Origin of the sequence: Isoptericola sp. S6320L (genome assembly GCF_023015685.1) — a bacterium.
In the GTDB taxonomy this organism is placed as follows: domain Bacteria; phylum Actinomycetota; class Actinomycetes; order Actinomycetales; family Cellulomonadaceae; genus Isoptericola; species Isoptericola halotolerans_A.
This window is the reverse complement of the sequence record NZ_JALKAT010000032.1, coordinates 1-23,861: the sequence shown is the minus strand read 5'-3', so window position 1 is coordinate 23,861 and position 23,861 is coordinate 1. Positions and strand designations below refer to the sequence as shown.

The following is a 23,861-nucleotide window of genomic DNA, read 5'->3' as shown; positions in this document are numbered from 1 at the left end:
TGTCGCGACGCTCCGCACCGTGCACGCGACGTCGCTGGCCGTCAAGGGCACGCGCCTGGACCAGACGCGGCGGCGGGCGAAGCGTGCCCGCCTCCTGTGGGAGCCCGGCTCCGAGCTGGGGCTGCTGATCGGCGAGGAGACCAGCGAGGGCAGCGGCCAAGAGTTCGGCCTCGGGCCCGCCACGCCGCGTTCCCTCGGCCATCTCGTGCGGCTGGACTGGCGCTCGGGATCGTCGGTCGCCGTCGGCGACCTGTGGACGCGGACCTGGTTGTCCCCGGCACCCGTCGACGGTGAGCCGGGCCTGCCGCGCATGCGACCGGGCGTCACCGCAGCGGGAACCGACGAGACGCTCGAGCTCGAGCCGGCCGGCGCGGGCACGGGGCCGGCGGGCAGCGCAGCGAGCGCCGACCCGGACCTGGCGGCCGCCGCCGCCGTCTACGTGCGGACGCGGGACCTGCGGCAGGGTGCCGGCGTCCACCTGCACGACGTCCTCGCCGCACTCGCCGACCCGGACGCCACGACGGCGCGGACGGCGTTCTCGACCATGCTCCCGCTCCTCTCCCGGGGTGACCTGCTCGAGCTGGCGCAGCAGGTCGTCGCCGACGAGCGGCTCGTGACCACGCTCGCGCGACTCTTCCCCACCGACCCGTGGACCACCCGGTCGCTCCCCGACCTGCGCACCTGGCTCGAGACCCGGGGCACCGGCGACGCGCCCTGGCGCACCCAGAAGGTCGGCACGGAGCTCGACGTCCTCTGGTCCGCGGGGCCGGGCGACGTCGCCGCCTCGTCGGGCGAGGTCGTCGCGTTCTACGCCCGCAGCCAGGTCCGGCCGCGCCGGCGGGTGTGCGTCGTGGCCACGGCCCGCAACGAGGGCGTCTACCTCCTCGAGTGGTTGGCCTACCACCGGGGACTCGGCGTCGACGAGTTCTTCGTCTACAGCAACAACAACGACGACGGCTCGGACCGGCTGCTCGCGGCGCTCGCGCAGGCGGGGGTGATCCGTTGGCTGGACAGCGAGATCAGCCCGGGGACCAAGGCGCAGGCCAAGGCGTACGCCCACGCCTTCTCCGTGCTTCCGGACGTGCTGGACTTCGAGTGGGCGATGACCGTGGACATCGACGAGTTCCTGGTCCTGGACCCTGCGACGTCCGACGGGCTGGCGGACTTCCTGGACTGGCACGCGGCCCGGCAGACGGACGTCATCGCGGTCAACTGGGTGGTCGTGGGGCCCAGCGGGCTGACGCGCTGGACGGACGACCTGGTCACCCGGCGTTTCCCTGCTGCCGTGGCCCCCGTCGACGCCCACATCAAGTCGATCTCCCGACCCGGCCGGATCCTCGGGTCGCAACCGCACTTCCCGTACACGACGGAGCGCGAGCGCCTCGCGTTCCGGGAGGCGACGGGCGAGCCGCACACCTGGTTCACCTCGACGCTCGCCCCGCACCTGGTGCAGGCGCAGTCGGACCGCCCGACCACGGGGCACGCCGCCCTACACCACTACGCGCTGAAGTCCGCGGAGGAGTTCCTCTGGAAGTTCTCGCGGAACCGGGGCGGGCGGGTGGTCGCCACGGACGACGCGGGCATGGCCCTCACGCTGGAGGAACGGTTCGTCAAGAGGTTCCTCGGCCAGTTCGACCAGGACGCCGGCGACGTCCGGCCGGCGGTCCGGGCGACGGTCCCGCACCTGGAGCGGGAGATCGAGACGCTCCGCGGGCTCGACGGCGTCGCCGACGCCGAACGACACGTCACGGAGGTCTTCGTCGAGCGGTCCGCCCGCGTGATGGAGGCGTATCGCACGCGCCTGCGTGACGATCTCGGCGACAGCGGTCGCGAGCTGCTGCGCATCATCGACGAGGAAGGAAGCGCACATGACTGACGCTCTGCGCAAGCTCACCTGGGTCGTGGCGTGGCTGATCGCCCTGGGAGCCGCTACGGCCGGCCTGGCCGGCGCCACCGACGTGGCCCTCGCGTTGCTGGCCCTCGCGGTCCTCGCCACGGGCGGTGCGGCCTTCCTGTCGTTCCGGGCCCTCGCCGACGTGGTCCGTCAGGCGGCCGCGCCGTCGCGACGCCTGGCCGCGTCGGTGGCGGCTCGCGCCGAACCACAGGGCCTCGAGGCCGCGGAGGTCGAGGCGATCGTCCAGCGCCGCATCCAGCCGGTCCATGCCGGCATCGCGGGGCTCGTCCGCCAGATCGACCACCAGCCGTACGTGCACACCGAACTCCACCGCCGCTACGCGCAGCTCATCGGCGCCACCGACGAGCCGATGCCGGTGCTCGGCGCGAACTGGGCCGCGACCGCTCCGACCATCCTGTTCCTCGTGGACGAGATCCTGGGGCGCGACGCCCGGCGGACCCTCGTCGAGTGCGGCTCGGGTGCCTCGACCCTGTGGACCGCGGCGGCCCTCCGTCACCGGGGCAACGGCGGGCACGTGTGGTCGCTCGAGTCGGACGCCGCCTACGCCGAGGTCACCCGGGAGAACCTCAAACGACACGGGCTGGAGGCGTGGGCCACGGTGATCGACGCACCGCTCGTGGAGACGCCGGTCGCAGAGCTCGGCACCGTGCAGCCCTGGTACGACCTGTCCGGGTGGCCGGACGACGTCGTCGGGGCCGACCTGCTGTTCGTCGACGGCCCTCCCGGCGTGACCGCGAAGATGGCCCGGTTCCCCGCGGTGCCGCAGCTGATGCCGTCCCTGCGCGACGGCGCGCTCGTGGTCCTGGACGACACGAACCGCCCGCACGAGCGGGCGGTGGTGCGGCACTGGCGCGACCTCCACGTCGACGGCCGCCGGCTCCGCGTCGTCAAGACGGTGGGGCGCAGCACGGTCCTCGAGGTCGGGAGCCGTCAGGACGACGGCGGCAGCCCGGCGCCGTGACACGGGGCACCGGCCGACCGGTGCGAGGATGGTCGCTCGACGGCCGATCGACGGCAGAACGCGGAAGAGGGGTGCTCATGGCGGGCTCGACGCGCGGTGCGGGGCTGCGCCGTACCGTCCGGTCGACCGGCGGGCGGCTCATCCGCCGCCTGGGGATGCTTCCCGGTGGAGTGCCCGACGGGCTGGGGGAGGACGAGTTCCTCCAGGGCACCACGCTGTCCGCGCGCGCCGTGGTCTTCTTCGGGGACCCGCCGGAGAGCATGTACCAGATCCGGCAGTGGTACACCGCCCTGGAGGCGCTCGACCACCGTGTGCCCCTGGTGGTGATCGCCGGCGACTCGCGGACCGCGCGGCTGCTCCGCGCCGAGTCGTCGCTGCGCGTCGTCACGGTGGCGCAGCACGCCACCCTGGACGAGATCCTCACCGGCAGCGACGTGCGGCTCGCGCTCTACGTCAACCACAGCCCGCAGAACTTCACGATGCTGAGCTTCGGCGGCCTGGTGCACGTCTCGTTGCTGCACGGGGACTCCGACAAGACCGTCTCCGTGTCGAACCAGCACAAGGCGTACGACCTGGTGTTCGTGGCCGGCCAGGCCGCCGTCGACCGCTTCGCCCGCAACCTGCCGTACTTCGACGCGCCGGCGCGGTGCGTGCCCGTGGGCCGCCCGCAGCTCGACGTGCTCGGCCCCGACCCGGTCTCGCGCGCGTCGTCCGACCGCTCGACCGTCCTCTACGCGCCCACCTGGGAGGGTGCCAACCCGTCGGTCGCCTACGGCTCGGTGGACGTGCTGGGCCCCGACCTGGCCCGCGCGGTGGTCGCGGAGCCGGGCATGCGGCTGCTCTACCGCCCGCACCCGCTGACCGGCGTGCGGTCGCCCGCGTACGCCGCGGCCGACGCCGAGGTCCGGGAGGTGGTCGAGGCGGCGGCCGTGGCGGACCCCGGCGCCGGGCACGAGGTGCGCACCACGGGCGAGATGGCCGCGACGTTCGCCGAGGCCGACGTGCTCGTCTGCGACATCTCGGCGGCGGCCACGGAGTGGCTGCCGACGCTCCGTCCGCTGGTCGTCACCGACGTCGCCGCCCCGTGGGCGACCGTGGCGACGACGCCGCTGCTCCGGGTGGCTCCCCGGCTCCGGGTGGACGGGGTCGAGGACGTCGCGGTGCTGCTGCGCACCCAGACGACGCAGGACCCGGCGCGCGAGGAACGGCGTCGGCTCGTCGAGTACTACCTCGGGGACGTGACGCCCGGTGCGTCCCTCGAACGGTTCGTCGCGGCATGCGAGGCCGCCATCGAGCGTCACGAGGCGGAGCTGCGGCGCCTGGCGGACGTCCGCACGGACGACGGCGGGGAGCCCGTGACGGACGGGGACTCACCCGACGCTCGACGTCGATAGGATCCCGACCATGTCTGCACAGGGCGGTACCAAGGCCGTCGTCGCCGCACTCCTCGCGAACCTCGGCATCGCGGTCACCAAGTTCGGCGCCTGGGCGCTGACCGGCGCCTCGTCGATGCTGGCCGAGGGGGTCCACTCCCTGGCCGACTCGGGCAACCAGGCGTTGCTGCTGCTCGGCGGCCGGGCAGCCAAGCGTGCCGCGGACGAGGAGCACCCGTTCGGCTACGGACGCGAGCGTTACGTCTACGCGTTCGTCGTGTCGATCGTGCTGTTCGCCGTCGGTGGCCTGTTCGCCCTCTACGAGGCGTTCCACAAGTGGCAGCACCCGGAGCCCATCGAGGGCCGCTGGTGGTGGGTGCCGCTCGCGGTGCTGGTGGCGGCGATCGTCATGGAGTCGTTCTCGTTCCGCACGGCGATCCACGAGTCGAACGCGGTCCGTGGCCGCGCCTCGTGGGTGGAGTTCGTGCGCCGGGCCAAGCAGCCCGAGCTGCCCGTGGTGCTCCTGGAGGACCTGGGGGCCCTCGTCGGGCTGGTCCTAGCGCTGTTCGGCGTGAGCCTGACGCTCCTGACCGGCGACGGCCGGTGGGACGCCGCGGGCACCGCGTGCATCGGCGTGCTCCTGGTGCTCATCGCGATCATCCTGGCGATCGAGACCAAGTCGCTGCTGCTGGGTGAGTCCGCCTCGCGGTCGCACGTCGCCGCGATCCGGTCGGCCCTGGTCGGCGAGGGGGTCCGGTCGGTCATCCACCTCAAGACGCTGCACCTCGGTCCGGACGAACTGCTGGTCGCGGCCAAGATCGAGGTCGACGGTGCCTCGACCGCCGCGGACGTCGCGCGCGCGATCGACGACGCCGAGTCCCGGGTGCGGGGCGCCGTCGACATCGCCCGGGTCGTCTACCTCGAACCCGACCTGCGTCGTGCCCCGGCGGCCACCGCGGGCGCCGAGGGCTGAGCCGCGCCGGGCGGGAACCCGACCGACCTGCCGCGATCCACCGAGCGAAGGGCCGCAGTCTCCTGGCCCGCCGGGCGTGGTGGACCTGCGGGGCGCTGACGCTGTGCCTGGTCCTGCTCGTCGTGATATCAGGCGCCGTCGGATCCGCAGTCCTCCCCGCTGCTGCGTGGCACGGTGCGCTCCAACATCGTGCTCGGCGACCCGGACGCCTCCGACGGTGCGGTGGACGCCGCCGCCCGTGCGGCCGGGTTGCTGGACCGCGCGGCCGGGCTGCCCGCCGGGCTGGACACCCCGGTGGGGGAGCACGGCAGCGGGCTCTCGGGCGGGCAGCGCGCCCGGGTCGCGATCGCCCGGGCGCTCCTGCGCGACCCGCGTGTGCTCGTCCTCGACGAGCCGACGGCGTCCCTCGATCCCGGCGCCGACGCCGCGCTGCCGGAGCTGCTCGGCCAGGCGGCGGGGATTCCTTCTGGCAGCCACTGCGGATATTGTGGATTCCATGTCTGCAGCGACACGACGACGAATCCACCTGACGGAGACGGCGCGCCTGGCGGCGATCATCGACCGGAACGCCGTGGCGGGGGAACCGCGCGCGGCCACAGTGGCGCGACTCGTCGAGAAGGCGGATCTGCTGTCCGCGCGGGACGAGGACTTCCTGGTGTTCCACCCGGACCGCCCGACGATCACCACGGACGACGTCACCGAGCTGCTGGACGAGGACGACTCGGACGCCGTCGCGGAGACGCGGCGTGACTGATCGCGTCTGCCTGCCGGATGTCGACGTCCTGTTCGCGGCGCACGTTGCCGCGCACCAGCACCACACGACGGCCCTGAGCTGGTTGCGGGGCGTCTCGTCGTTCGCCACGTGTCCGACGACCGAACAGGGGTTGGTGCGGCTGTTGTCGAACTCTGCAGCCAATCCCGGTGCGTCCACCGCCGATGCGCTCGCCGCACTGCGTCGTGTCCGTGCACGGCGACAGCACGAGTTCTGGCGCGACGACACGAGCCTCGCAGACCCGGTCGTCGACCTGTCGCGCATGACGGGGCACCGGCAGGTGACGGACTTTCATCTGCTGAATCTCGCGGCGGACCGCCGTGGGGTGCTCGTCACGCTCGACGCGAAGGTCGAGCGTGCGCTGATGCCCGCGGACCGGCGCCACGTCCTGACGCTCGCCGGCTGACCGACTGCCTGGCCGTCGGCCCGTGGGGTCACCGCCCCGCCGCGTACCCCTGGGCGCCGCGGGAGTTCGCAGCCGCCCCGAGGACGCCGGTCGCCGGGTCCCGGGTCACGGCCGAGAGCCGTCCGAGCGACCACGGGCCGGCCCCGGTGAGCACGTGGCCGCGCGCCGCCAGCCCGTCGAGCACGTCCGCACCGATCCGTGACTCGACCACGGCCCCGCCGGGCACCCAGGTGCGCGGCCAGAACGAGTCGGTTATCGACGTGGTGTGGAGGGCAGGCGCGTCGATCGCCTGCTGCGGGGTGTAGCCGCCCACCAGCACGCGCAGGAGGAACGGCAGCTGCCACTGGTCCTGCTGGTCGCCGCCGGGTGTACCGCACGCCATGACGGCCACGCCGTCCGCGTCCAGCACGAGCGTGGGCGACAGCGTGGTCCGCGGCCGGCGCCCCGGCTCGAGCCGCGACGGGGAGTCCTCGTCCAGCCACGTCATCTGCAGCCGCGTGCCGAGGCAGAACCCGAGCCCGGGCACGGTCGGCGAGGACTGCAGCCAGCCGCCCGACGGTGTCGCGCTGATCATGTTGCCCCACCGGTCCACGACGTCCAGGTGGCAGGTGTCGCCCCTCGTGGTGCCGTTCGTCTGCACGGTCGGCTCGCCCGCACCCGCCGCACCAGCCGCGCCCGACGGCGTCCCACCGGCCGGGCGCAGCGGCGGCGGGGGAGCGGCACGTCCGGGGACGACGCCGGGACGCACCTCGTGCGAGGCCGTCTCGCCGATCAGGGCTCGCCGCTCCGCCGCGTACGTGGCGGAGAGCAGGTGCTCGAGCGGGACGTCGGTGTCGCCGTACCAGGTGTCGCGGTCGGCGAGCGCCAGCTTGAGGGCCTCGAGGATCGTGTGCGCGCCGCGCTCGGTCGACGGGTCGAGGCGTGCGCTGTCGGACCCCTCGAAGCCGTCGAGAATCTGCAACGCCTGGAGCAGCACCGGGCCCTGGCCCCAGGCGCCCGTCTTGACGATCGTGCGCCCGCGGAACTCCGCCGTCGTCGGCTGCTCGTAGCCGGCCTCGAAGCGGGCGACGTCGTCGGCGGTGAGGACGCCCGCGTGGTCACGGCCGTCGGAGTGCCGGTGCGGCGTCGCGACGAACGACTCGGCGGCGGTACCGACGATCTCGCGCCAGGCGGTCCGGGCGGCGTCGACTCCCGCTCTCCGGGAGGGCGCGTCGTCGGCGGCCTCGGCCAGGCGCTCGAGGACCGACGCGTGCTCGGGGTTCGTCACGAGCTCCCCGGCGCGGGGAGGGCGGCCGCCCGGCATCCAGCGCTCGGCCGACGTGGGCCAGTGCGCGGTGAACAGCCCGGCCACGCGCTCCACGGTGGCGGCGACGGCGCCGAGCACGGGGTGGCCGTCCCGCGCGTACCCGACGGCGTGGGCCAGGACGTCGCGCACCGTCCACGTGCCGTGGTCCCGCAGGAGGAGGAACCAGGCGTCGACGGCACCGGGGACGGCGGCGGCCAGCGCGCCGGCCCCCGGGATCAGGTCCAGGCCCTCGGTGTCCCGGTAGTGCGCGATGGTGGCCGCGGCCGGCGCGGGGCCCTGACCCGCCAGCACGCGCGGGACGCCGTCGGTTGCCGCGAACACGCCCGTCATGTCCCCGCCGGGCCCGTTGAGGTGCGGCTCGACGACGTGCAGCACGAACGCGGCGGCCGTGGCGGCGTCGAACGCGTTGCCGCCTCGCTCCAGGACCGACTGGGCCGTGGCCGTGGCGAGCCAGTGCGTGGTGGCCGCCATGCCGAACGTGCCCTGCAGGTCGGGGCGGGTCTGGTGCGGGTCCGGTGGGGTGAACGTCATGGTCGTCCTCCGGGGGTCTCGGCCGGCGAGGCGCGGCCGCGGGTGTGGCCGAGCACGGTGACCGCCAGGGTGATCGCAGCCGCGAGGGCGACGCCCCACGCGACGTGGACCTGCAGCAGCAGCGCGCCCGCGCACGCTCCGGCGCCGATCAGGGCGATCGCGGCGACGCGTCGCCGGACGTGCTTGCCGTGGCCTCCGACGAGGCGCGAGTCCATCGCCAGACCCGTGATGGCGCTCGTCACCACGACGGTGGTGATCTCCTTGACCGCCAGGTGGCGGGCCGTGGCGGCCTGCAGGCCCATCGCCGCGGCGAGGGAACCGGTCACCGCCAGCTGGACGCCGTACGGCATGTCGGCGTCGAACACCGCCAGCGTGATGGTGATCGCGACCAGCAGCACGCCGACGACGCCGAACAGGACCGTGGTCCGTCCGGTCCAGCCGACGTCCTGGGACCGCACCACCAGCCCGCCGAGAGCGGCGCCGGCCAGGAAGGTCGCGAAGGCGAGCAGCGGGCCGACGACGGGAAGGTCGTCCGCCCCGGCGAGCGCCATGCCCAGGATGACGACGTTGCCCGTCATGTTGCCGGTGAAGACCCGGTCGAGGCCCAGGTAGCCGACGGCGTCGGCGATACCGGTGGAGAAGGTGAGGGCCAGCATGAGCCCCAGATGGAGGCGGTCGCGATGCACGGGGTCACTCTAGGCCGTGGCGGGGCGTGAGGATCTTCACGGGCCATCTGCACGCCAAGTCCCGGCCGAAGAGGCACTTTTGGTCACAGCGTGATAAAGATCATCGCCATATTGCCGGTGCCGCGCCGGAGCTGTACAGAGTGTGATCTACGCTCGAGCAAAGAACGTGAATGCCGACTCATGGCCCGCAGGCCGTCGAGTGCGGGTCCAGGACCCGCTCGGGCACGTCCACGGGCGGTTCGACGGCACGTCAATGTCCCCGACCCGGGAGAACCGTGCCAGCCATCGAGGCAAACGGCCTGACAAAGATTTTCGGACGCCGGCCACAGCGCGGCGTCAAGCTGCTCAAGGACGGCGCAGACCGCGCCCGACTGCGGCGAGAAGGCCTCACGCCGGCCGTCATCGACGCGACCTTCGAGGTCGCGCCCGGCGAGATCTTCGTCGTCATGGGCCTGTCCGGCTCCGGCAAGTCGACGCTGATCCGCATGGTCAACGGCCTGCTGGAACCGACCGACGGCGTCATGCGCATCGACGGCCAGGACGTGACGCACCTGTCCGCCGCCGGCCTGCGCGAGGTGCGCCGGACCAAGGTCAGCATGGTGTTCCAGCACTTCGCCCTGCTGCCGCACCGCACCGTCGGGGAGAACGCCGCCTACCCGCTGAAGCTGCGGGGGGTGAACAAGGCCGAGCGCGAGGCCCGCGCCGAAGAGGCGCTGGCCCTGGTCGGCCTCAAGGGTTGGGGCGGCTCGCTGCCCTCCGAGCTCTCCGGCGGCATGCGCCAGCGCGTGGGCCTCGCCCGGGCGCTCGCCGCGGGCACCGACATCATGCTGATGGACGAGGCGTTCAGCGCCCTCGACCCGCTGATCCGCAAGGAGATGCAGGACCAGCTGCTCGAGCTCCAGGCGGAGCTGGGCAAGACGATCCTCTTCATCACCCACGACCTCAACGAGGCGATGCGCCTCGGTGACCGCATCGCGATGATGCGTGACGGCCGTGTGGTGCAGGTCGGCACCAGCGAGCAGATCCTCAACGAGCCCGCCAACGACTACGTGGCGCAGTTCGTCGCGGACGTCGACCGGTCGCGCGTGCTCTCCGCGGGCGACGTCATGGAACGCCCCGTCGCCGTCATCGGACCGGAGTCGGGCCCGAAGGCCGCGCACAAGCTGATGCGCGAGCACCAGGTCTCCTCGCTGCTGGTCACCGGCCGGAACCGGAAGGTCTCCGGTGTCGTGTTCGAGAACGACGTCGCCGACGCCGTGCGGCAGGGGAGCGACCGGCTCCCGCTGAGCGACGAACCGGTGGCGAAGGTGTCCCCGGACACCCCGCTGGCCGAGCTGTTCCACGACGCGGCAGTGAGCAGGGCCCCGCTGGCCGTCGTGGCCGAGGACGGCCGGCTGCAGGGCGTCATCCCGCGGGTGACGCTGCTCAGCGCGCTCTCCGTCCCCGCGACGGACAGCGCTGACACGGCCGCGGACGGCGAGGACCCCGCCGACGGTGAGCCCGTTCTCGATGCGGCAGGAGCGAAGTGATGGCACCGATGTCCACCTCTGACGGCACCACCATCCCGAAGGTGCCGATCGGCGAGGCCGTCGACAGCGGCATCGACTGGGTCAACGACAACCTCGAGTGGTTGCTGGACGGCATCACCGCGGTGATGTCCTTCCTCATCGACGGCATCACCGAGCTGTTGCTGCTCCCGGCGCCGCTCGTCATGGTGGGGATCTTCACCCTGCTCGCGCTGCTCGTGCGGTCCTGGGGACTCGCCGTCTTCACCGCCGTCGGCATGCTGCTCATCATCAGCATGGAGATGTGGGAACCGGCGATGGAGACGCTCAGCCTGGTGCTGGTCGCGACCGTCATCGCGGTCGTCATCGCGGTTCCGGTCGGCATCCTCGCCGCCCGCAACGACGCCGTCAGCGCCTTCGTCCGGCCGGTGCTCGACTTCATGCAGACCATGCCGGCCTTCGTCTACCTGGTCCCCGTGGTCGTGTTCTTCGGGATCGGCGTCGTCCCCGGCGTGTGCGCCACCATCGTCTTCGCGCTGCCGCCCGGGGTCCGGCTCACCGAGCTGGGCATCCGGCAGGTCGACTCCGAGACCGTCGAGGCCGGGGAGGCGTTCGGCGGCACCCCGCGGCAGATCCTGGGCGGCATCCAGCTCCCGCTGGGCCTGCCGACCATCATGGCCGGCGTCAACCAGGTCATCATGCTGGCCCTGTCGATGGCGGTCGTCGCCGGCATCGTCGGCGCCGGGGGGCTGGGCGGCGAGGTCGTGTCGTCCATCTCCACGCTCGACGTGCCGCTCGGCGTCGAGGGCGGCCTGTCCGTGGTGATCCTCGCGATCTTCCTCGACCGGCTCACCGGCGCGATCGGCCAGCCGACCGGCCGCTCGCTGGTCGCCATCCTCAGCAGCCGGAAGGGCGACGGCGCGCGCGCCGCGACGACGGCCGGCGCGGTCTGACGGCCCCGCCGCACACAGTCCCGCCAGGCAGGAACCGACCTGCCCGGAACCCATGTCCCGGGATCTGTCCCCTCGGGGGCACGTCCCTCGACACGAAAGGAACTCATCACATGAGCACCCATCGCAAGCACCTGCGTCGGCGCCAGGGCGTCGCCCTCGTCTCCGCCGCGGCCCTCGGCCTGACCCTGACCGCGTGCGCCTCGGACGACGCCGGCTCCGACGGCGCCACCGAGGAGTCGGCCGCCGAGGACATGACCATCACCCTGGGCTACATCCCGTCGTGGACCGACGGGCTGAGCACCGCCTACCTGCTGGACAACGTGCTGTCGGAGGCCGGCTTCACGGTCGAGCACGAGGAAGTCCAGGAGGCCGGTCTGCTCTACACGGCGCTGGCCGAGGGCGACGTCGACATGTACCCGTCGGCCTGGCCCGAGGTGACCCACGCCCAGTACATGGAGGAGTACGGCGACTCCATCGAGGACATCGGCACCTACTACGACAACGCCAAGCTGACGATGGCGGTGCCGGAGTACACCGACATCGACTCGATCGCGGAGCTGGCCGACAACCCGGACCTGTTCGACGGCACCATCACGGGCATCGAGCCGGGTGCCGGGCTGACGGCGGCCGTCCAGGACAACGTCATCCCGACGTACGGCCTGGACGAGGCGGGCTACGAGCTGCAGACGTCCTCCACCACGGCGATGCTCACCGAGCTGGAGCAGGCCACCGAGAACGAGGAGGACATCCTCGTCACGCTGTGGCAGCCGTTCTGGGCGAACGCGTCCTACCCGGTCAAGACGCTCGAGGACCCGGAGGGTGCGCTCGGCGAGGCCGAGGGCCTGCACTTCCTCGGTACCGACGGCTTCGCGGAGGAGCGCCCCGAGGTCGCCGAGTGGATCGGTCAGATCACGCTCGACGACGCGCAGTACGGCTCCCTGGAGGACACCGTCGTCAACGAGTTCCCGGACGACCCGGCCGCCGGTGTCGAGGCGTGGCTCGAGGAGAACCCCGACGTGATCCCCCCGTTCGAGGGCTGATCGTCACCGCCTGACGCATCGCTGCACGGCGGCACAGCCTCCCGCAGCACGGAGCGCCCCCACCGGACCTCGTCCGGCGGGGGCGCTCCGTCGTTCGCGGGCTCGTCACGGCGAACGAGGTCAGGCGGCCACCCGGGACTGCTGCACCTGGGCGATCGCCTCGCGCGCGTGGTGGGTGCCGCCGTCGTGCACGGCCGGCGCGAGGGTGCGACGGGAGGGGCCCGGGGTCAGTGCGCGGGTGACCGCCCGGCGCAGCGGTGTCGAGCAGGGCCTCTCCACGGCGTAGTAGATGGCCGCGGCGAGCAGCAGCGACACCGCGGTCGCCGCCACGAGTGCGGTCCGTGCGCCGACGCCGCGCTCGGCCAGCGCCTCGGTGACCGCCCACCCGAACTGCGTGTGCACCAGGTACAGGGGATAGGTGAGCGCGCCCGCCAGGAGGCACAGCCCGGCGAGGTACCGGTTGCGGACCGTGGCCCACGGCTGGACGGCGAGCCAGACGACGCCGACGACGGCGAAGAGCACCAGGACGGCGACACCGGCGTGCACGGGCACTCCCTGCAGGCTGCTCGCCTGGTCCGCGGACGTCATGACGCGGTCCACGGAGAGGCCGAGGAGGAGTGCGAGGGCAGCGAGGTCGACGACCACCGCGCGGCGGGTGCCGGCGTCGGGCACGACCTGGTCGCGGTGTGCCGCGACGTCCTGCCAGAGCAGGAACAAGACCATGCCGATGCCGAAGTAGACGGAGTGGCGCACGACGAGGTGTTCCGCGACCTCCGGGTAGCCGAAGCCCCGGACCAGCATCCCGGCCGCGGGCCACGCGAGCGCGAGGGTGAGCGCGCGTGCCCGGGTGAGGGGGCCGAGGAGCATCAGCAGCCCGACCAGCACGTAGAACTTGAGCTCCACGAGGAGCGTCCAGTAGACGACCTGGGAGAGCTCGGCCCCGAAGAGGTCGGGGGCCATCGTGAGGTTGAGCAGGGTGTCGCCCAGGCTGAGCTCCCGGCCGCCCGACCAGAACGCCTGCAGGACGGCGGTCGCCAGCACGCAGGCCCACAGGGCCGGGTAGAGGCGCCCCACGCGCGAACCGGTGAACTGCGCCAGGGTGCGACCCTGGCCGGACCACAGGATCGCGAGGCCGCTGATGACGAAGAACGCCTCGACCGCCAGCCAGCCGTAGCGGGAGACCTGGTTCAGGCCCTCGAAGAGCGTGGAGACGTCGGTGCCCCAGTACTGGCTCGCCGTCGGGGTGGCCGTGAAGTGGTAGACGACGACGGCGAACGCCGCACCGAACCGGAGCACGTCCAGCAGGTGCTTGCGCTGCGCCGTCTGTGTCGTCTGGGGCGTCGAGGTCATCTGATCGACCTTAGATCACGAATCGATAACATTCGAGCCCGAGGCAAGCGTGCTCCGGTGGGCGGGTGAAAAACGTTGTCCGGGGCGCCGTCGGCGGTTGCCGTGGCATAGCATCGGCCCACGCCTGATCCGGCGCCGTGACCTGCAGGGACACCGCGACGGTGACGTGACGCCGGAGTCGCGGTGGGCGCTCTCACCCGGTCGGCAGACGATGGCCTGCCCCTCACGCTCGGAGCAGCAGTGAAGCCCTTCTCCACCATCCACGCGCGCCTGCGCCCCGTCGCCCTCCTCGCGGCGCTCTCGCTCGGCGTCGCGCCGATCGTCGCCGCGCCCGCCGTCGCCACCCCGGCAGCCGTCGCGGCCGTCGCGACCGCCGCGACCCCGGCCGTCGCTGCCACCACGCTGGTCACCGCCCCCGTGGCCACGCTGCGCAGCTCGAAGCCGACCATCTCGGGGAAGGCTCGCGTCGGCAACCGCCTCACCGCCAAGCCGGGCCGCTGGGCCTCGGGTACCACGTTCAGCTACACCTGGAAGGTCGCCGGCACGAAGGTCGCCACCGGCAAGACCTTCACACCGAAGAAGAAGCACCTCGGCAAGAAGGTCACCGTCGCTGTCAAGGGAAAGAAGTCGGGCTCCACGGTGACGCGCCGGAGCGCGGCGAAGACCGTCGCGAAGGGCGTCTTCACCGCGCCCAAGCCGACGATCAGCGGCACCGCCAAGGTCGGTGCCACGCTGACCTCCAAGCCTGGCACCTGGACGCCGAAGCCCACCAGCGTGCGCTACCAGTGGATGGCCAACGGCACGGCGATCAAGGGCGCCACGGGCACGAGGTACACGTTGAAGAGCGCTCAGCACGGCAAGCGGATCACCGTGAAGGTCACCGGTACGCGCAGCGCCCACCAGAGCCGGAGCCGGACGAGCGCCGCGACCCCGGCCGTCGTCCGCAAGCCGCGCATCACGGCGCAGCCGGAGTCCGCGCTCGTCGACGCGGGGCAGACCGTCCGCCTGAGCGTGTCGGCCACCGGCGGCGGGCTGCGCTACCAGTGGCAGCGCCAGGCGCCGGGGACCACGACGTGGACCAGCCTTGCCGGCAAGACGTCCAGGACCCTGAGCTTCACGGCCAGGGCGAAGGACACGTTGGGCGAGTACCGGGTCGTCGTCAAGAACGCTGCGGGCACGGTCAGCAGCCGATCCGTGATCCTCTTCGTCGACTCCACTCCGTCGCAGCCCTACCCGGCGGACACCGTCTACGTGGGCAACTACTGGATGCAGGTCGTCAGCGAGACGGAGGTCCTCGATCTCGACGGAGGCCAGTCGGAGGTCTATGCCCTCCTGTGGGCGTGCCCCGTGGGCGACGACGTCTCGGCCAGCCCGTACTGGGACCTCTACTCGGAGTACCGCGCCGGTGGCACCTGGTACGACGGGGAGGAGTTCGACCTGGGTACTGACGCCGACGGCTGCGGCAACCTGCTCATCGACGCGATCGTCCCGACGTCCGGGGCGCGGGGCGGCATCTGGGCCGTCACGGACCACAGTGCCTCCGGGTCGTACGCCCCGATGACGCAGTACGTCGACGGGCTGAAGTAGCCCCTCCCACCACCCGCCCGTCGGCCACCAGGCCCGTCGAGAAGGAAGACCACCCATGCGCAAGATCCTCGCGTCGATCGCGGTCGGCGCGCTGCTGGCCAGCGGCTCCGCGGTCGCCACCAGTGCCGCCGCGGCGGCCCCCACCCCGGCGACGTCGGTCCAGTCCGTCATCCGCACGGCGACGGCACCGGCGAAGGTCGTGATCAAGAAGATCCCGACGAAGACCGCCCCGTACGGGGGCAAGGCCACGATCAAGCCGCGGGTCACGAAGTCCGGCACGGTCACGATCCGGTCCAAGACCCTCACCGTCAAGAAGTCGGGCACGACGATCGCGAAGAACAAGAAGAAGGTCTCGCTGAAGCCGGGTACCTACCGGGTGACCACCAAGGTCACGTTCCAGCGCTACACCGTGAAGTCGACCGCCCGCGGCACGATCAAGGTGTACGGGCCGAAGAAGACCAAGAAGCTGTCCCAGCAGCTCGTGGTGCGGCAGGGCAAGCGGCCCTCGCGCACGTCTCCGGTGAGCAAGTGGGACTGCCCGAGCTGGGCGCCCATCAAGGGCAACCAGTCCGGCATCTACCACGTGCCGGGTGGTCGGTATTACGAGATCACCAGCCCCGAGGAGTGCTTCACCACCGAGTCCGCCGCGCGCAACGCCGGCTACCGGGCCTCCCGGAACGGCTGACCCACCACGGCCCGCTGAGGCGGCCCGGCCGCGCGCCCACGCACCTACTACCCTGGTGCGTGGGCGCCCTGCGTGGTGCGCCCACTGCGCCGACGGGAGCCCCCAGCGCGCGACAGCATCGACGACGTCCCCAGGAGGCACCCATGACCGACACCGCCACGGCCACCGCCGCGCAGCCGACCCCCGGCTTCGACGAGGCCCCCGGCCGCTACAAGGTCCGTTCGCTCGCCCTCGCCGAGGCGGGCCGGCACCAGATCCGGCTCGCCGAGCACGAGATGCCCGGCCTGATGGCCCTGCGCGAGGAGTACGGCGACGCCCAGCCGCTGGCCGGTGCGCGCATCGCTGGCTCCCTGCACATGACCGTCCAGACCGCCGTCCTCATCGAGACCCTCACCGCGCTGGGCGCGGAGGTCCGCTGGGCGAGCTGCAACATCTTCAGCACGCAGGACGAGGCCGCTGCCGCCGTCGTCGTCGGCCCCGGTGGGACGCCGCAGGACCCCCAGGGCGTCCCGGTGTTCGCCTGGAAGGGCGAGTCGCTCGAGGAGTACTGGGCGTGCACCGAGCAGATCCTGGTGTGGCCGGCCGGCGAGGGCCCGAACCTCATCCTGGACGACGGCGGCGACGCCACGATGCTGGTCCACCTCGGCCTGCAGTACGAGCGGGCGGGCGTCGTGCCGCCGAACACGCTGCCGGGCGAGCCCGACCACACCCAGGAGATGAACGTGGTGCGGGACCTGCTGCGCGCCGCGCTTGAGGCGGACCCGCTGCGCTGGACGGGCATCGCCCAGCAGATCGGCGGGGTCACCGAGGAGACCACCACAGGGGTGCACCGCCTGTACCACCTCGCGGAGTCGGGCGAGCTGCTCTTCCCCGCGATCAACGTCAACGACTCGGTCACCAAGTCGAAGTTCGACAACAAGTACGGGATCCGCCACTCGCTGCCGGACGGCATCAACCGGGCCACCGACATCCTCATCGGCGGCAAGGTCGCGTTCGTGGCGGGCTACGGCGACGTCGGCAAGGGCGCCGCGGAGGCGTTCCGCGGCCAGGGAGCGCGCGTCATCGTCTCCGAGGTCGACCCGATCTGCGCGCTGCAGGCCGCGATGGACGGTTTCCAGGTCGCGCGGATCGAGGACGTCCTCGACCAGGCCGACTTCTTCATCACCACCACCGGCAACTTCGGCGTGATCACCGCCGAGCACATGCTCGCCATGAAGAACAAGGCCGTGGTGGGCAACATCGGCCACTTCGACAACGAGATCGACATGGCCGGGCTGGCCGACGTCCCCGGTGTCGTCAAGACCGAGATCAAGCCGCAGGTGCACGAGTGGACGATGCCGGCCGGCAGCGGTCCGGCCGCCGCGGACGGTGCCGCGCGTGGCGAGCGGTCGATCATCGTGCTCTCCGAGGGGCGCCTGCTCAACCTCGGCAACGCGACGGGCCACCCGTCGTTCGTCATGTCCAACTCGTTCGCCAACCAGGTGATCGGCCAGCTCGAGCTGTTCGCCGACATGGCCCGCCCGGCCGACGAGCAGCAGTACGAGCGGCAGGTCTACCGCCTGCCCAAGATCCTGGACGAGAAGGTCGCGAGGCTGCACCTCGACGCGCTCGGCGTCCGCCTGACCGAGCTCAGCAAGGCCCAGGCCGACTACCTCGGGGTCGCCGTCGAGGGTCCGTTCAAGCCGGAGCACTACCGCTACTGACCGTCCCCGGCCGCGACGCCGAGTGTCGAGGTTCTCGCCGCATTGACGTCCCATAGCGGTCTGAACCTTGGCACTCGGCACCGGTCACGCCGGCGGGTACGGGGGACAACCCCCGTGCCCGACGGCGGCCCGCACCCTGGGCGGGCGACCCGGCACCCGCCAGGATGGTCACCATGACCGCCCTCACGCCTGCGCCCGGATTCCTCGAGGCGCCCTTCGCGCGACGTACCTGGCGGGCCTACGGCTTCCTGTGGGTCGCGCTGCTGCTCGCTCCGTTCGCGTTCGCCTATGCGGTCCTCACCACCGTGCTCACGGTCGGTCTCACGGTGACCGTGGTCGGGCTGTTCGTCGCGGGCGCGCTCGTGCTCGGCGGGCGCGGCTGGGGCGGTGCGTACCGGCGGTTGTCACGGCGCCTGCTGGGTGTCGAGATCGCCGAGCCGGTGCCTCGGCGGACCCGGCGCGGGTTCTGGCGCCGGCTGGGCGGGACGATCGGCGACGGTGCCGGCTGGCGGGCGATCCTGTACATGGCGGCGACGTTCCCCCTGGCGATCGTGTCGTTCGTGGTCTCCACCGTGTTCCTGGCGGTCGCCCTGGGAGCGATGACCCACTGGGTGTGGTCGCGGTTCCTCCCGCTGCAGGAGGCCCCCGACGGGACGACGCACCGCGGCTTCTCGATCATCGCGGGGGACTGGTACTGGTTCGCCGACAGCCCGGCCCGCCACACGCTCCTCGTGGCCGTGGGCCTGGTGCTCCTCTTTCTCTGGCCGCTGGCCCAGGCGCCGTTCGTCGCGCTCTTCCGCCTGCTGGCGGGCGCTCTGCTCGGGCCCACTCGCGCGAGCGTGCGCGTCGCCGAGCTGGAGCGGACCCGGGCGGGCGTGGTCGAGGACGCCGACGACCGTCTGCGTCGCATCGAACGGGACCTGCACGACGGCACGCAGGCCCGGCTCGTCGCGGTGGCGATGCAGCTCGGTGAGGCGCGCGACCTGCTCGCGGCGGGCAGCGACGCCGACGACGTCGCGCTGGCCGGCGACCTGGTCGGCACCGCCCACGACTCCACCAAGGAGGCGCTGACCGAGCTGCGCGAGATCGCCCGCGGCATCCACCCGCCCGCCCTGGACAGCGGCCTGGCGGTCGCCCTGGAGACGCTCGGTGCCCGAGCGCCCGTGCCGGTGACCGTGGACGTCGACCCGGTCGTGGAGGCAGGCGGCCGGCTCGCCCCGGCGGTGGAGTCCATCGCGTACTACACGGTCGCGGAGCTGCTCACCAACGTCGTCAAGCACGCCGACGCCTCGGGCGCCTACGTACTGGTCCAGCGGACGGCCGACGGCCTGCGTGTGCGGGTGCGCGACGACGGCCGGGGTGGCGCCGCCGTCGTCGCCCCGGACGGCAGCGGGCACCGCACCGGGCTGGCGGGCCTGGTCGACCGCGTGCGCGCCGTGGACGGCACGCTCGACCTGTCGAGCCCGGCCGGCGGACCTACGGTGGTCACCGTGCTGCTACCCACCCAGACCCGTCCGGCGACGCCGGTCGCCCGGCCGCGCCCATGAGCCCCGCACCGGGCTCCCGCCGCGGGGCGGCCACGGGCAGGCACCTGCGCGTGGCGGTCGCCGAGGACTCCGCCGTCCTGCGGGACGGCCTCGCCGCTCTGGTCGAGCGCCGCGGCCACACCGTCGTCGCCGCGGTGGCCGACGGCGTCGCTCTCGAGCGGGAGATCGCGCTGCGGCACGCCGCGGGCGAGCTGCCCGACGTCGTCGTGGTGGACATCCGCATGCCACCCACCTTCACGGACGAGGGCCTGCGGACCGCGCTGGCCCTCCGCGAGGACCACCCGGACCTCGGCGTGCTGCTCTTCAGCCAGTACGTCGAGACCAGGTACGCCGGGCGCCTCCTGGCGGGGAGCTCGCGCGGGGTGGGGTACCTGCTCAAGGACCGGGTCGCGGACGTGGGCGACTTCCTGGACGCCCTGGTGCGCATCGCGGACGGCCAGACCGTGCTGGACCCCGAGGTGGTGTCCCAGCTCATGGGCGCCTCGCACGGCGACGACGGTCTGTCCCGGCTCACCGGGCGCGAGCGGGAGGTGCTCGACCTGATGGCTCAGGGGCGGTCCAACGGCGCGATCGCGGAGCTGCTCTTCCTGTCCTACGGCGCGGTGGAGAAGAACGTCGCGTCGATCTTCGCCAAGCTCGACCTGCCACAGGACGCAGCTGACCACCGCCGGGTGCTCGCCGTGCTGCGGCACCTCGGCATCGGAGAGCAGGGAGCCGAGGAGGGACAGCCCCCGGGTTCTTTCGGGGGCTGACCGCGCCCAGACCGGGGGATCCACCCATGGTCCATGTCGTCGCAGGTCAGCAGGCTGAAGGGGTCACCACGACCCCGACCTGCGGAGCCTGCCATGACCCTGACCACGACCCTCGTGCCGGCGGAGCCGGCGCCCCGGCGATCGGCGCTGTCCGAGCCGGACCGCCCAACGGGACCGGCGAGCACTACCGTCGCGGCCGGGCGGGCCGGCCCACGGCAGGGGCGTGACGGGTTCGTCGACGCGATCCGTGCGCTCGGCATCGTCGCCGTCGTCGCGCTGCACTGGCTGATGGTGGAGGCGACCTGGGACGGCAGCACCCTGCGGGTCGGCAACGCCCTCGGGCACGGTGCCGGCTGGACGGTGACCTGGCTGCAGACGCTGCCGCTGCTCTTCCTCGCCGCCGGCGCGGCGGCCGCCTACCGCAGCTCGCGGACGCTCGGTCTCCCGGGCCGCTGGTGGCGCGCTCTGGGCGGGAGCGTGATGGGCGCGGCACGTCCCGTCGTCGTCCTGCTGGGCGTGTGGGCGCTGGCGGTCGTGGCGATGCTCGCCGTCGGCGTGCCCGACGACGCCGTGCGGCGGCTGGCGCGGATGGTGCCGCAGCCGCTGTGGTTCCTCGGCGTGTGGGTGGTCCTGGTCGCTCTCACCCCTGTGCTCCAGCGTGCCTGGCGCCGGTGGCGGTGGGGCGCGGCCGGCGTCGTCGTGGCCCTGCCGCTCGCCGTCGACGCGCTGCGGTTCGGCGCCGGAATCGACGGACCGGCGTGGGCCAACGTGCTCCTTGCGTGGGCCGTGCCCTTCGGCGCGGGCGTCGCCTACGCGACCGACCGCCGCGCCGGACGCCGGGCCGTGCCGAACGGTCGGGCGCTGCTCGTCACGGGAGCGCTGGCCGCGCTCGCCGGTGCCGCGCTGCTGATCGCCGTCGGCCCGTACCCGGTGAGCCTGATCGGGATGCCGGGAGCCGAGATCTCCAACCTCGCGCCGCCCACCGCGCCCGTGGTGCTGCACGCCGTGGCGATGGTGTGCCTGGCGCTCGCGGCCCGTCCGGTGCTGGCCCGGTGGGCCGAGGGCGCGGGCCGCACCGTGGTCCGGCCGCTGGCGCAACGGTCCATGACCGTCTACCTGTGGCACCTCACGGCGATGTTCGCGGTCGTGGGCGTGGTGCTCCTCGGGTTCGGGCAGAGCCTGCCCGAGGCGTGGAGCGCGGACTGGTGGGCCAGCCGGCCGGTGTGGTTCGGGGCCGGTCTGCTGGTCCTGGCGGGCCTGGTGCGGGTGTTCGGCCGGTTCGAGGCGTCCCGTGCCGGGACGACGGACACCCCGACCGGCACGGGGCCGGTCGGGGCGTCGTGAGGCGCTCGCGCGCCGTGGTCAGGAGCAGTTGGCGGCCGAGAACTCGTCCAGCTCGGCGATCGCGCCGGAGAACTCCTCGCTCGTGAAGGAACCCGTCGCCTCGGTGAGTGCGGCAGGGTCGGCGTTCTCCGGGTCGGCCAGCGCGGCGGAGACCGTGTCGGTGAAGCTGCGGAACGCCGAGGTGACCACGGCGTAGGAGTCCGCGACCTCCTCGGGTGCCTCGATCGCCTCCACCTGCGCGGTCAGGTCCTCGAGCGTCGCGATCGCGGCGTCCGGATCGCTCGGGTCGATGCCCTGCAGGTCCGAGGTCAGATCGTCCACCGAGGTGAAGGAGTCGCAGAACGCCTGCGCCGACTCGTCCGAGCCTCCGCAGGCGGCCAGCGAGAGGGTGAGCACACCGGCGGCGGCCAGAGCGGTGGTCCGGGAAAGGGGGGATCGCATGCCGTCACCCTACGGGCAGCTCGGAGCAGGGTCCCAGCCCGTCTTCAGGTGCGAGACGCAGGGCGGTTCAGGCGCGCGGGTCGGAGACGCCGTACGGCAGGCGGTGCAGCACCTCGGCCTGGTGCGTGGCCCGCTCGCGCTCGGCCCGGCCGCGCACCAGCTCGCGGTCGCGGCGTTCGTGCAGCACCGCGTGCAGGAACGCCTCGGGCGGGGTGCCGGACGGCGGCCCCGGAGCCACGTGGGCCTCTACCTGACCGGCGAGCTCGTCCGTGAGCCGCGCCCGTGAGGACGGAGCGAGGCGAGGAGCGCGGTCGAGGACCTGCCGGGCCCGCAGCGCCAGACCGTCCGGCAGCCGGCGGATGTCGGCGCTGTGCGCCCAGGCGGCCAGGTCCGGCGGCATGACCAGCGGCCGCTCCCATCCCCGGGCGCCGCGCACCCGCACGGAGTAGGTGCCCGCCAGCAGGTCGCCGAGCCGCTTGCCCCGTGCGTTGGCCAGCGACGTGATCACGGCGACCGAGCCGAAGGTGAGCCACAGCTCGAAGACGCCCACCAGCGCCCGGACGAGCGCGTGCCGGAAGCGCACCGGGCCGCCGTCGTCGCGCACCACGCGCAACCCCGTGGCGAGCTTGCCGAGCGAGCGCCCACGGCTGAGGGTCTCCACCGTGACCGGCAGCGCGACGAGGAACGTGACCAGCAGGACGATGACCAGGGTGTTGCCCCACTGGGCGCTGAGGCGGTCGAGGGTGGTGCCCAGCACCACGACCAGCGTGACGAAGCCCAGGGTCACCGTCGCCAACACGTCCAGCAGCGCGCCCACCGCCCGCGTCGCGAACGATGCCGGGCGCGAGTCCAGCACCACGCCCTCGCCGATGAGGATTCCGTCCTGCACCGTGCCTCCGTCTCCTCGGTCCGTCGGTGGAGGCGTCATCGCGACGCGACCTCCTGTGGCAGGGTAGCGGGCGTGGACCTGGATGCCTTCACCGCCGTGCACCGCCCGGAGTGGGACCGCCTCGGCCGCCTCGCGAAGCAGCGCCGGCTCGACGGCGCCGAGGCCGACGAGCTGGTCCGCCTCCACCAGGCCGTCGCCACGCACCTGTCGACCGTGCGCTCGGCCGCGCCCGACCCCGTGCTGGTCACCCGGCTCTCCGAGCTCCTGAGCCGGTCCCGTACGCGGATCGCGGGCGCGCACGAGCCCGCCTGGTCCGACGTCGTCCGGTACGCCACCGTGACCGTCCCCGCCGCGCTGTACCGGATCCGGTGGTGGACGTTCTGGGTGACCGTCGGCTTCCTCCTGGTGGCGCTGGTCGCCGGGGTACGCGTCGCCGTCGACCCCGACGCGCTCGCGGCCATGGGCACGCCCTCGCAGCGCGAGCAGTACGTCGACGAGGCCTTCGCCTCCTACTACGACCCGCAGACCTCGTTCGCCGCGATGGTGTGGACCAACAACGCGTGGATCGCCGCCCAGATGATCGCGTTCGGCGTGACGGGCGCGTGGCCCGTGTGGGTGCTGCTGCAGAACGCCGTCGGCGTCGGGGCGACCGGCGGCATGATGGCCGCGTACGGCGAGCTGACGCTCTTCCTGCAGCTCATCACCCCGCACGGTCTGCTCGAGCTGACCAGCATCTTCGTCGCCGGTGCGGCAGGCCTGCGGCTGTTCTGGGCCTGGGTGGACCCCGGGGCGCGGCCCCGGGCGACCGCGCTCGCCGCCGAGGGGCGCGCGCTCATCACGGTCGCGGTCGGTCTCGTGGGGGCGCTCGCGCTGTCCGGGCTGGTCGAGGGTTTCGTCACCGGCTCCGGGCTGGCGTGGTGGCTCAAGATCCTCATCGGGGCGCTCGCGCTCGCGGCCTTCCTGGCGTACTACCTCGTGCTCGGACGCCGTGCCGTGCGGGCGGGGGAGACGGGCGACCTGGACGTCGAGCGCGCGGGCGCCGTCCTCCCCACCGCTGGCTGACCGCACCCCGGGGCCGGCTGACCGCACCCCGGTGCGTTGTGGGCGCGATTTCTGGGCTCGATATGCGCCCGAAACGGGCG

General features: G+C 72.9%; 21 protein-coding genes and 1 pseudogene. 17 read left to right on the top strand and 5 right to left on the bottom strand.

Annotation, left to right across the window (positions count from 1 at the left end; genetic code table 11):
• Positions 1-19: 19 nt before the first annotated feature.
• The 7 genes and pseudogenes from MWU57_RS14730 to MWU57_RS14705 all read left to right on the top strand — a co-directional run bounded on the left by MWU57_RS14730 (position 20) and on the right by MWU57_RS14705 (position 6,400).
• Positions 20-1,876 carry a glycosyltransferase family 2 protein gene (locus MWU57_RS14730; protein WP_246910135.1) on the top strand — a complete coding sequence of 619 codons (1,857 nt, stop codon included), beginning with the start codon at positions 20-22 and terminating at the stop codon, positions 1,874-1,876.
• Positions 1,869-2,876 carry a class I SAM-dependent methyltransferase gene (locus MWU57_RS14725; RefSeq protein ID WP_246910132.1) on the top strand — a complete coding sequence of 336 codons (1,008 nt, stop codon included), beginning with the start codon at positions 1,869-1,871 and terminating at the stop codon, positions 2,874-2,876. Before MWU57_RS14730 ends, MWU57_RS14725 begins: the two co-directional genes overlap by 8 nt.
• 77 nt (positions 2,877-2,953) lie before the next feature.
• On the top strand, positions 2,954-4,270 hold the full coding sequence (locus tag MWU57_RS14720; RefSeq protein WP_246910130.1) for a CDP-glycerol glycerophosphotransferase family protein: 1,317 nt from the start codon (positions 2,954-2,956) through the stop codon (positions 4,268-4,270).
• Positions 4,271-4,280: 10 nt separating this feature from the next.
• Entirely contained in the window at positions 4,281-5,222 is a 942-nt protein-coding gene (locus MWU57_RS14715; RefSeq protein ID WP_246910128.1) for a cation diffusion facilitator family transporter, read from the top strand.
• Between the two features lie 174 nt (positions 5,223-5,396).
• Positions 5,397-5,612, top strand: a pseudogene (locus MWU57_RS18550) (ATP-binding cassette domain-containing protein); the annotation flags it as partial.
• 106 nt (positions 5,613-5,718) lie between these two features.
• The gene (locus tag MWU57_RS14710) at positions 5,719-5,976 is read left to right on the top strand and encodes a hypothetical protein (RefSeq protein WP_246910125.1); all 258 of its coding nucleotides are present in this window, start codon (positions 5,719-5,721) and stop codon (positions 5,974-5,976) included.
• Positions 5,969-6,400 carry a TA system VapC family ribonuclease toxin gene (locus MWU57_RS14705; protein WP_246910123.1) on the top strand — a complete coding sequence of 144 codons (432 nt, stop codon included), beginning with the start codon at positions 5,969-5,971 and terminating at the stop codon, positions 6,398-6,400. Before MWU57_RS14710 ends, MWU57_RS14705 begins: the two co-directional genes overlap by 8 nt.
• Positions 6,401-6,428: 28 nt before the next feature.
• Here MWU57_RS14705 and MWU57_RS14700 read toward each other — a convergent pair whose 3' ends face one another.
• Complete coding sequence (locus tag MWU57_RS14700; RefSeq protein ID WP_246910120.1) at positions 6,429-8,237, bottom strand: gamma-glutamyltransferase family protein; 1,809 nt, start codon at positions 8,235-8,237, stop codon at positions 6,429-6,431.
• A complete protein-coding gene (locus MWU57_RS14695) occupies positions 8,234-8,923 on the bottom strand; it encodes a YoaK family protein (protein ID WP_246910118.1) in 690 nt (229 codons plus the stop codon). The genes MWU57_RS14700 and MWU57_RS14695 overlap by 4 nt, the downstream gene beginning before the upstream one ends.
• 275 nt (positions 8,924-9,198) lie before the next feature.
• Here MWU57_RS14695 and MWU57_RS14690 point away from each other — a divergent pair, with 275 nt between their 5' ends.
• The 3 genes from MWU57_RS14690 (at position 9,199) to MWU57_RS14680 (ending at position 12,421) form a co-directional block, all read left to right on the top strand.
• A complete protein-coding gene (locus tag MWU57_RS14690; protein ID WP_246910116.1) occupies positions 9,199-10,452 on the top strand; it encodes a glycine betaine/L-proline ABC transporter ATP-binding protein in 1,254 nt (417 codons plus the stop codon).
• An 8-nt stretch (positions 10,453-10,460) separates the two neighbouring features.
• Positions 10,461-11,381, top strand: coding sequence for a proline/glycine betaine ABC transporter permease (locus MWU57_RS14685; protein WP_246910114.1), 921 nt, complete (start codon positions 10,461-10,463; stop codon positions 11,379-11,381).
• Positions 11,382-11,491: 110 nt separating this feature from the next.
• Entirely contained in the window at positions 11,492-12,421 is a 930-nt protein-coding gene (locus MWU57_RS14680; protein ID WP_246910112.1) for a glycine betaine ABC transporter substrate-binding protein, read from the top strand.
• A 120-nt stretch (positions 12,422-12,541) separates the two neighbouring features.
• Here the strand turns inward: MWU57_RS14680 and MWU57_RS14675 are convergent, their stop codons facing one another.
• Positions 12,542-13,771, bottom strand: coding sequence for an acyltransferase (locus MWU57_RS14675; RefSeq protein ID WP_246910110.1), 1,230 nt, complete (start codon positions 13,769-13,771; stop codon positions 12,542-12,544).
• A gap of 240 nt (positions 13,772-14,011) precedes the next feature.
• On the opposite strand from MWU57_RS14675, the gene MWU57_RS14670 reads away from it, so the two are divergent.
• From MWU57_RS14670 to MWU57_RS14645, 6 genes are all read left to right on the top strand, one after another.
• Positions 14,012-15,358, top strand: a complete 1,347-nt coding sequence (locus MWU57_RS14670; protein WP_246910108.1) for a hypothetical protein — start codon at positions 14,012-14,014, stop codon at positions 15,356-15,358.
• Positions 15,359-15,413: 55 nt separating this feature from the next.
• The gene (locus MWU57_RS14665) at positions 15,414-16,043 is read left to right on the top strand and encodes a hypothetical protein (protein WP_246910106.1); all 630 of its coding nucleotides are present in this window, start codon (positions 15,414-15,416) and stop codon (positions 16,041-16,043) included.
• A gap of 143 nt (positions 16,044-16,186) precedes the next feature.
• Complete coding sequence (gene ahcY, locus MWU57_RS14660) at positions 16,187-17,746, top strand: adenosylhomocysteinase (RefSeq protein WP_106269005.1); 1,560 nt, start codon at positions 16,187-16,189, stop codon at positions 17,744-17,746.
• A 173-nt stretch (positions 17,747-17,919) separates the two neighbouring features.
• A complete protein-coding gene (locus tag MWU57_RS14655) occupies positions 17,920-19,293 on the top strand; it encodes a sensor histidine kinase (protein ID WP_246910104.1) in 1,374 nt (457 codons plus the stop codon).
• Positions 19,294-19,337: 44 nt separating this feature from the next.
• Positions 19,338-20,045, top strand: a complete 708-nt coding sequence (locus MWU57_RS14650) for a response regulator transcription factor (protein ID WP_308221190.1) — start codon at positions 19,338-19,340, stop codon at positions 20,043-20,045.
• 93 nt (positions 20,046-20,138) lie between these two features.
• Positions 20,139-21,389: an acyltransferase family protein gene (locus MWU57_RS14645; protein ID WP_246910098.1), complete on the top strand. Its 1,251-nt coding sequence runs from the start codon at positions 20,139-20,141 to the stop codon at positions 21,387-21,389.
• Positions 21,390-21,407: 18 nt separating this feature from the next.
• Here MWU57_RS14645 and MWU57_RS14640 read toward each other — a convergent pair whose 3' ends face one another.
• Together MWU57_RS14640 and MWU57_RS14635 are read right to left on the bottom strand one after the other, a co-directional pair.
• Positions 21,408-21,830 carry a hypothetical protein gene (locus tag MWU57_RS14640; protein WP_125206545.1) on the bottom strand — a complete coding sequence of 141 codons (423 nt, stop codon included), beginning with the start codon at positions 21,828-21,830 and terminating at the stop codon, positions 21,408-21,410.
• A 67-nt stretch (positions 21,831-21,897) separates the two neighbouring features.
• Complete coding sequence (locus MWU57_RS14635) at positions 21,898-22,719, bottom strand: RDD family protein (protein ID WP_106268995.1); 822 nt, start codon at positions 22,717-22,719, stop codon at positions 21,898-21,900.
• Between the two features lie 72 nt (positions 22,720-22,791).
• Here MWU57_RS14635 and MWU57_RS14630 point away from each other — a divergent pair, with 72 nt between their 5' ends.
• On the top strand, positions 22,792-23,781 hold the full coding sequence (locus MWU57_RS14630; protein ID WP_106268994.1) for a stage II sporulation protein M: 990 nt from the start codon (positions 22,792-22,794) through the stop codon (positions 23,779-23,781).
• Positions 23,782-23,861: the final 80 nt, after the last annotated feature.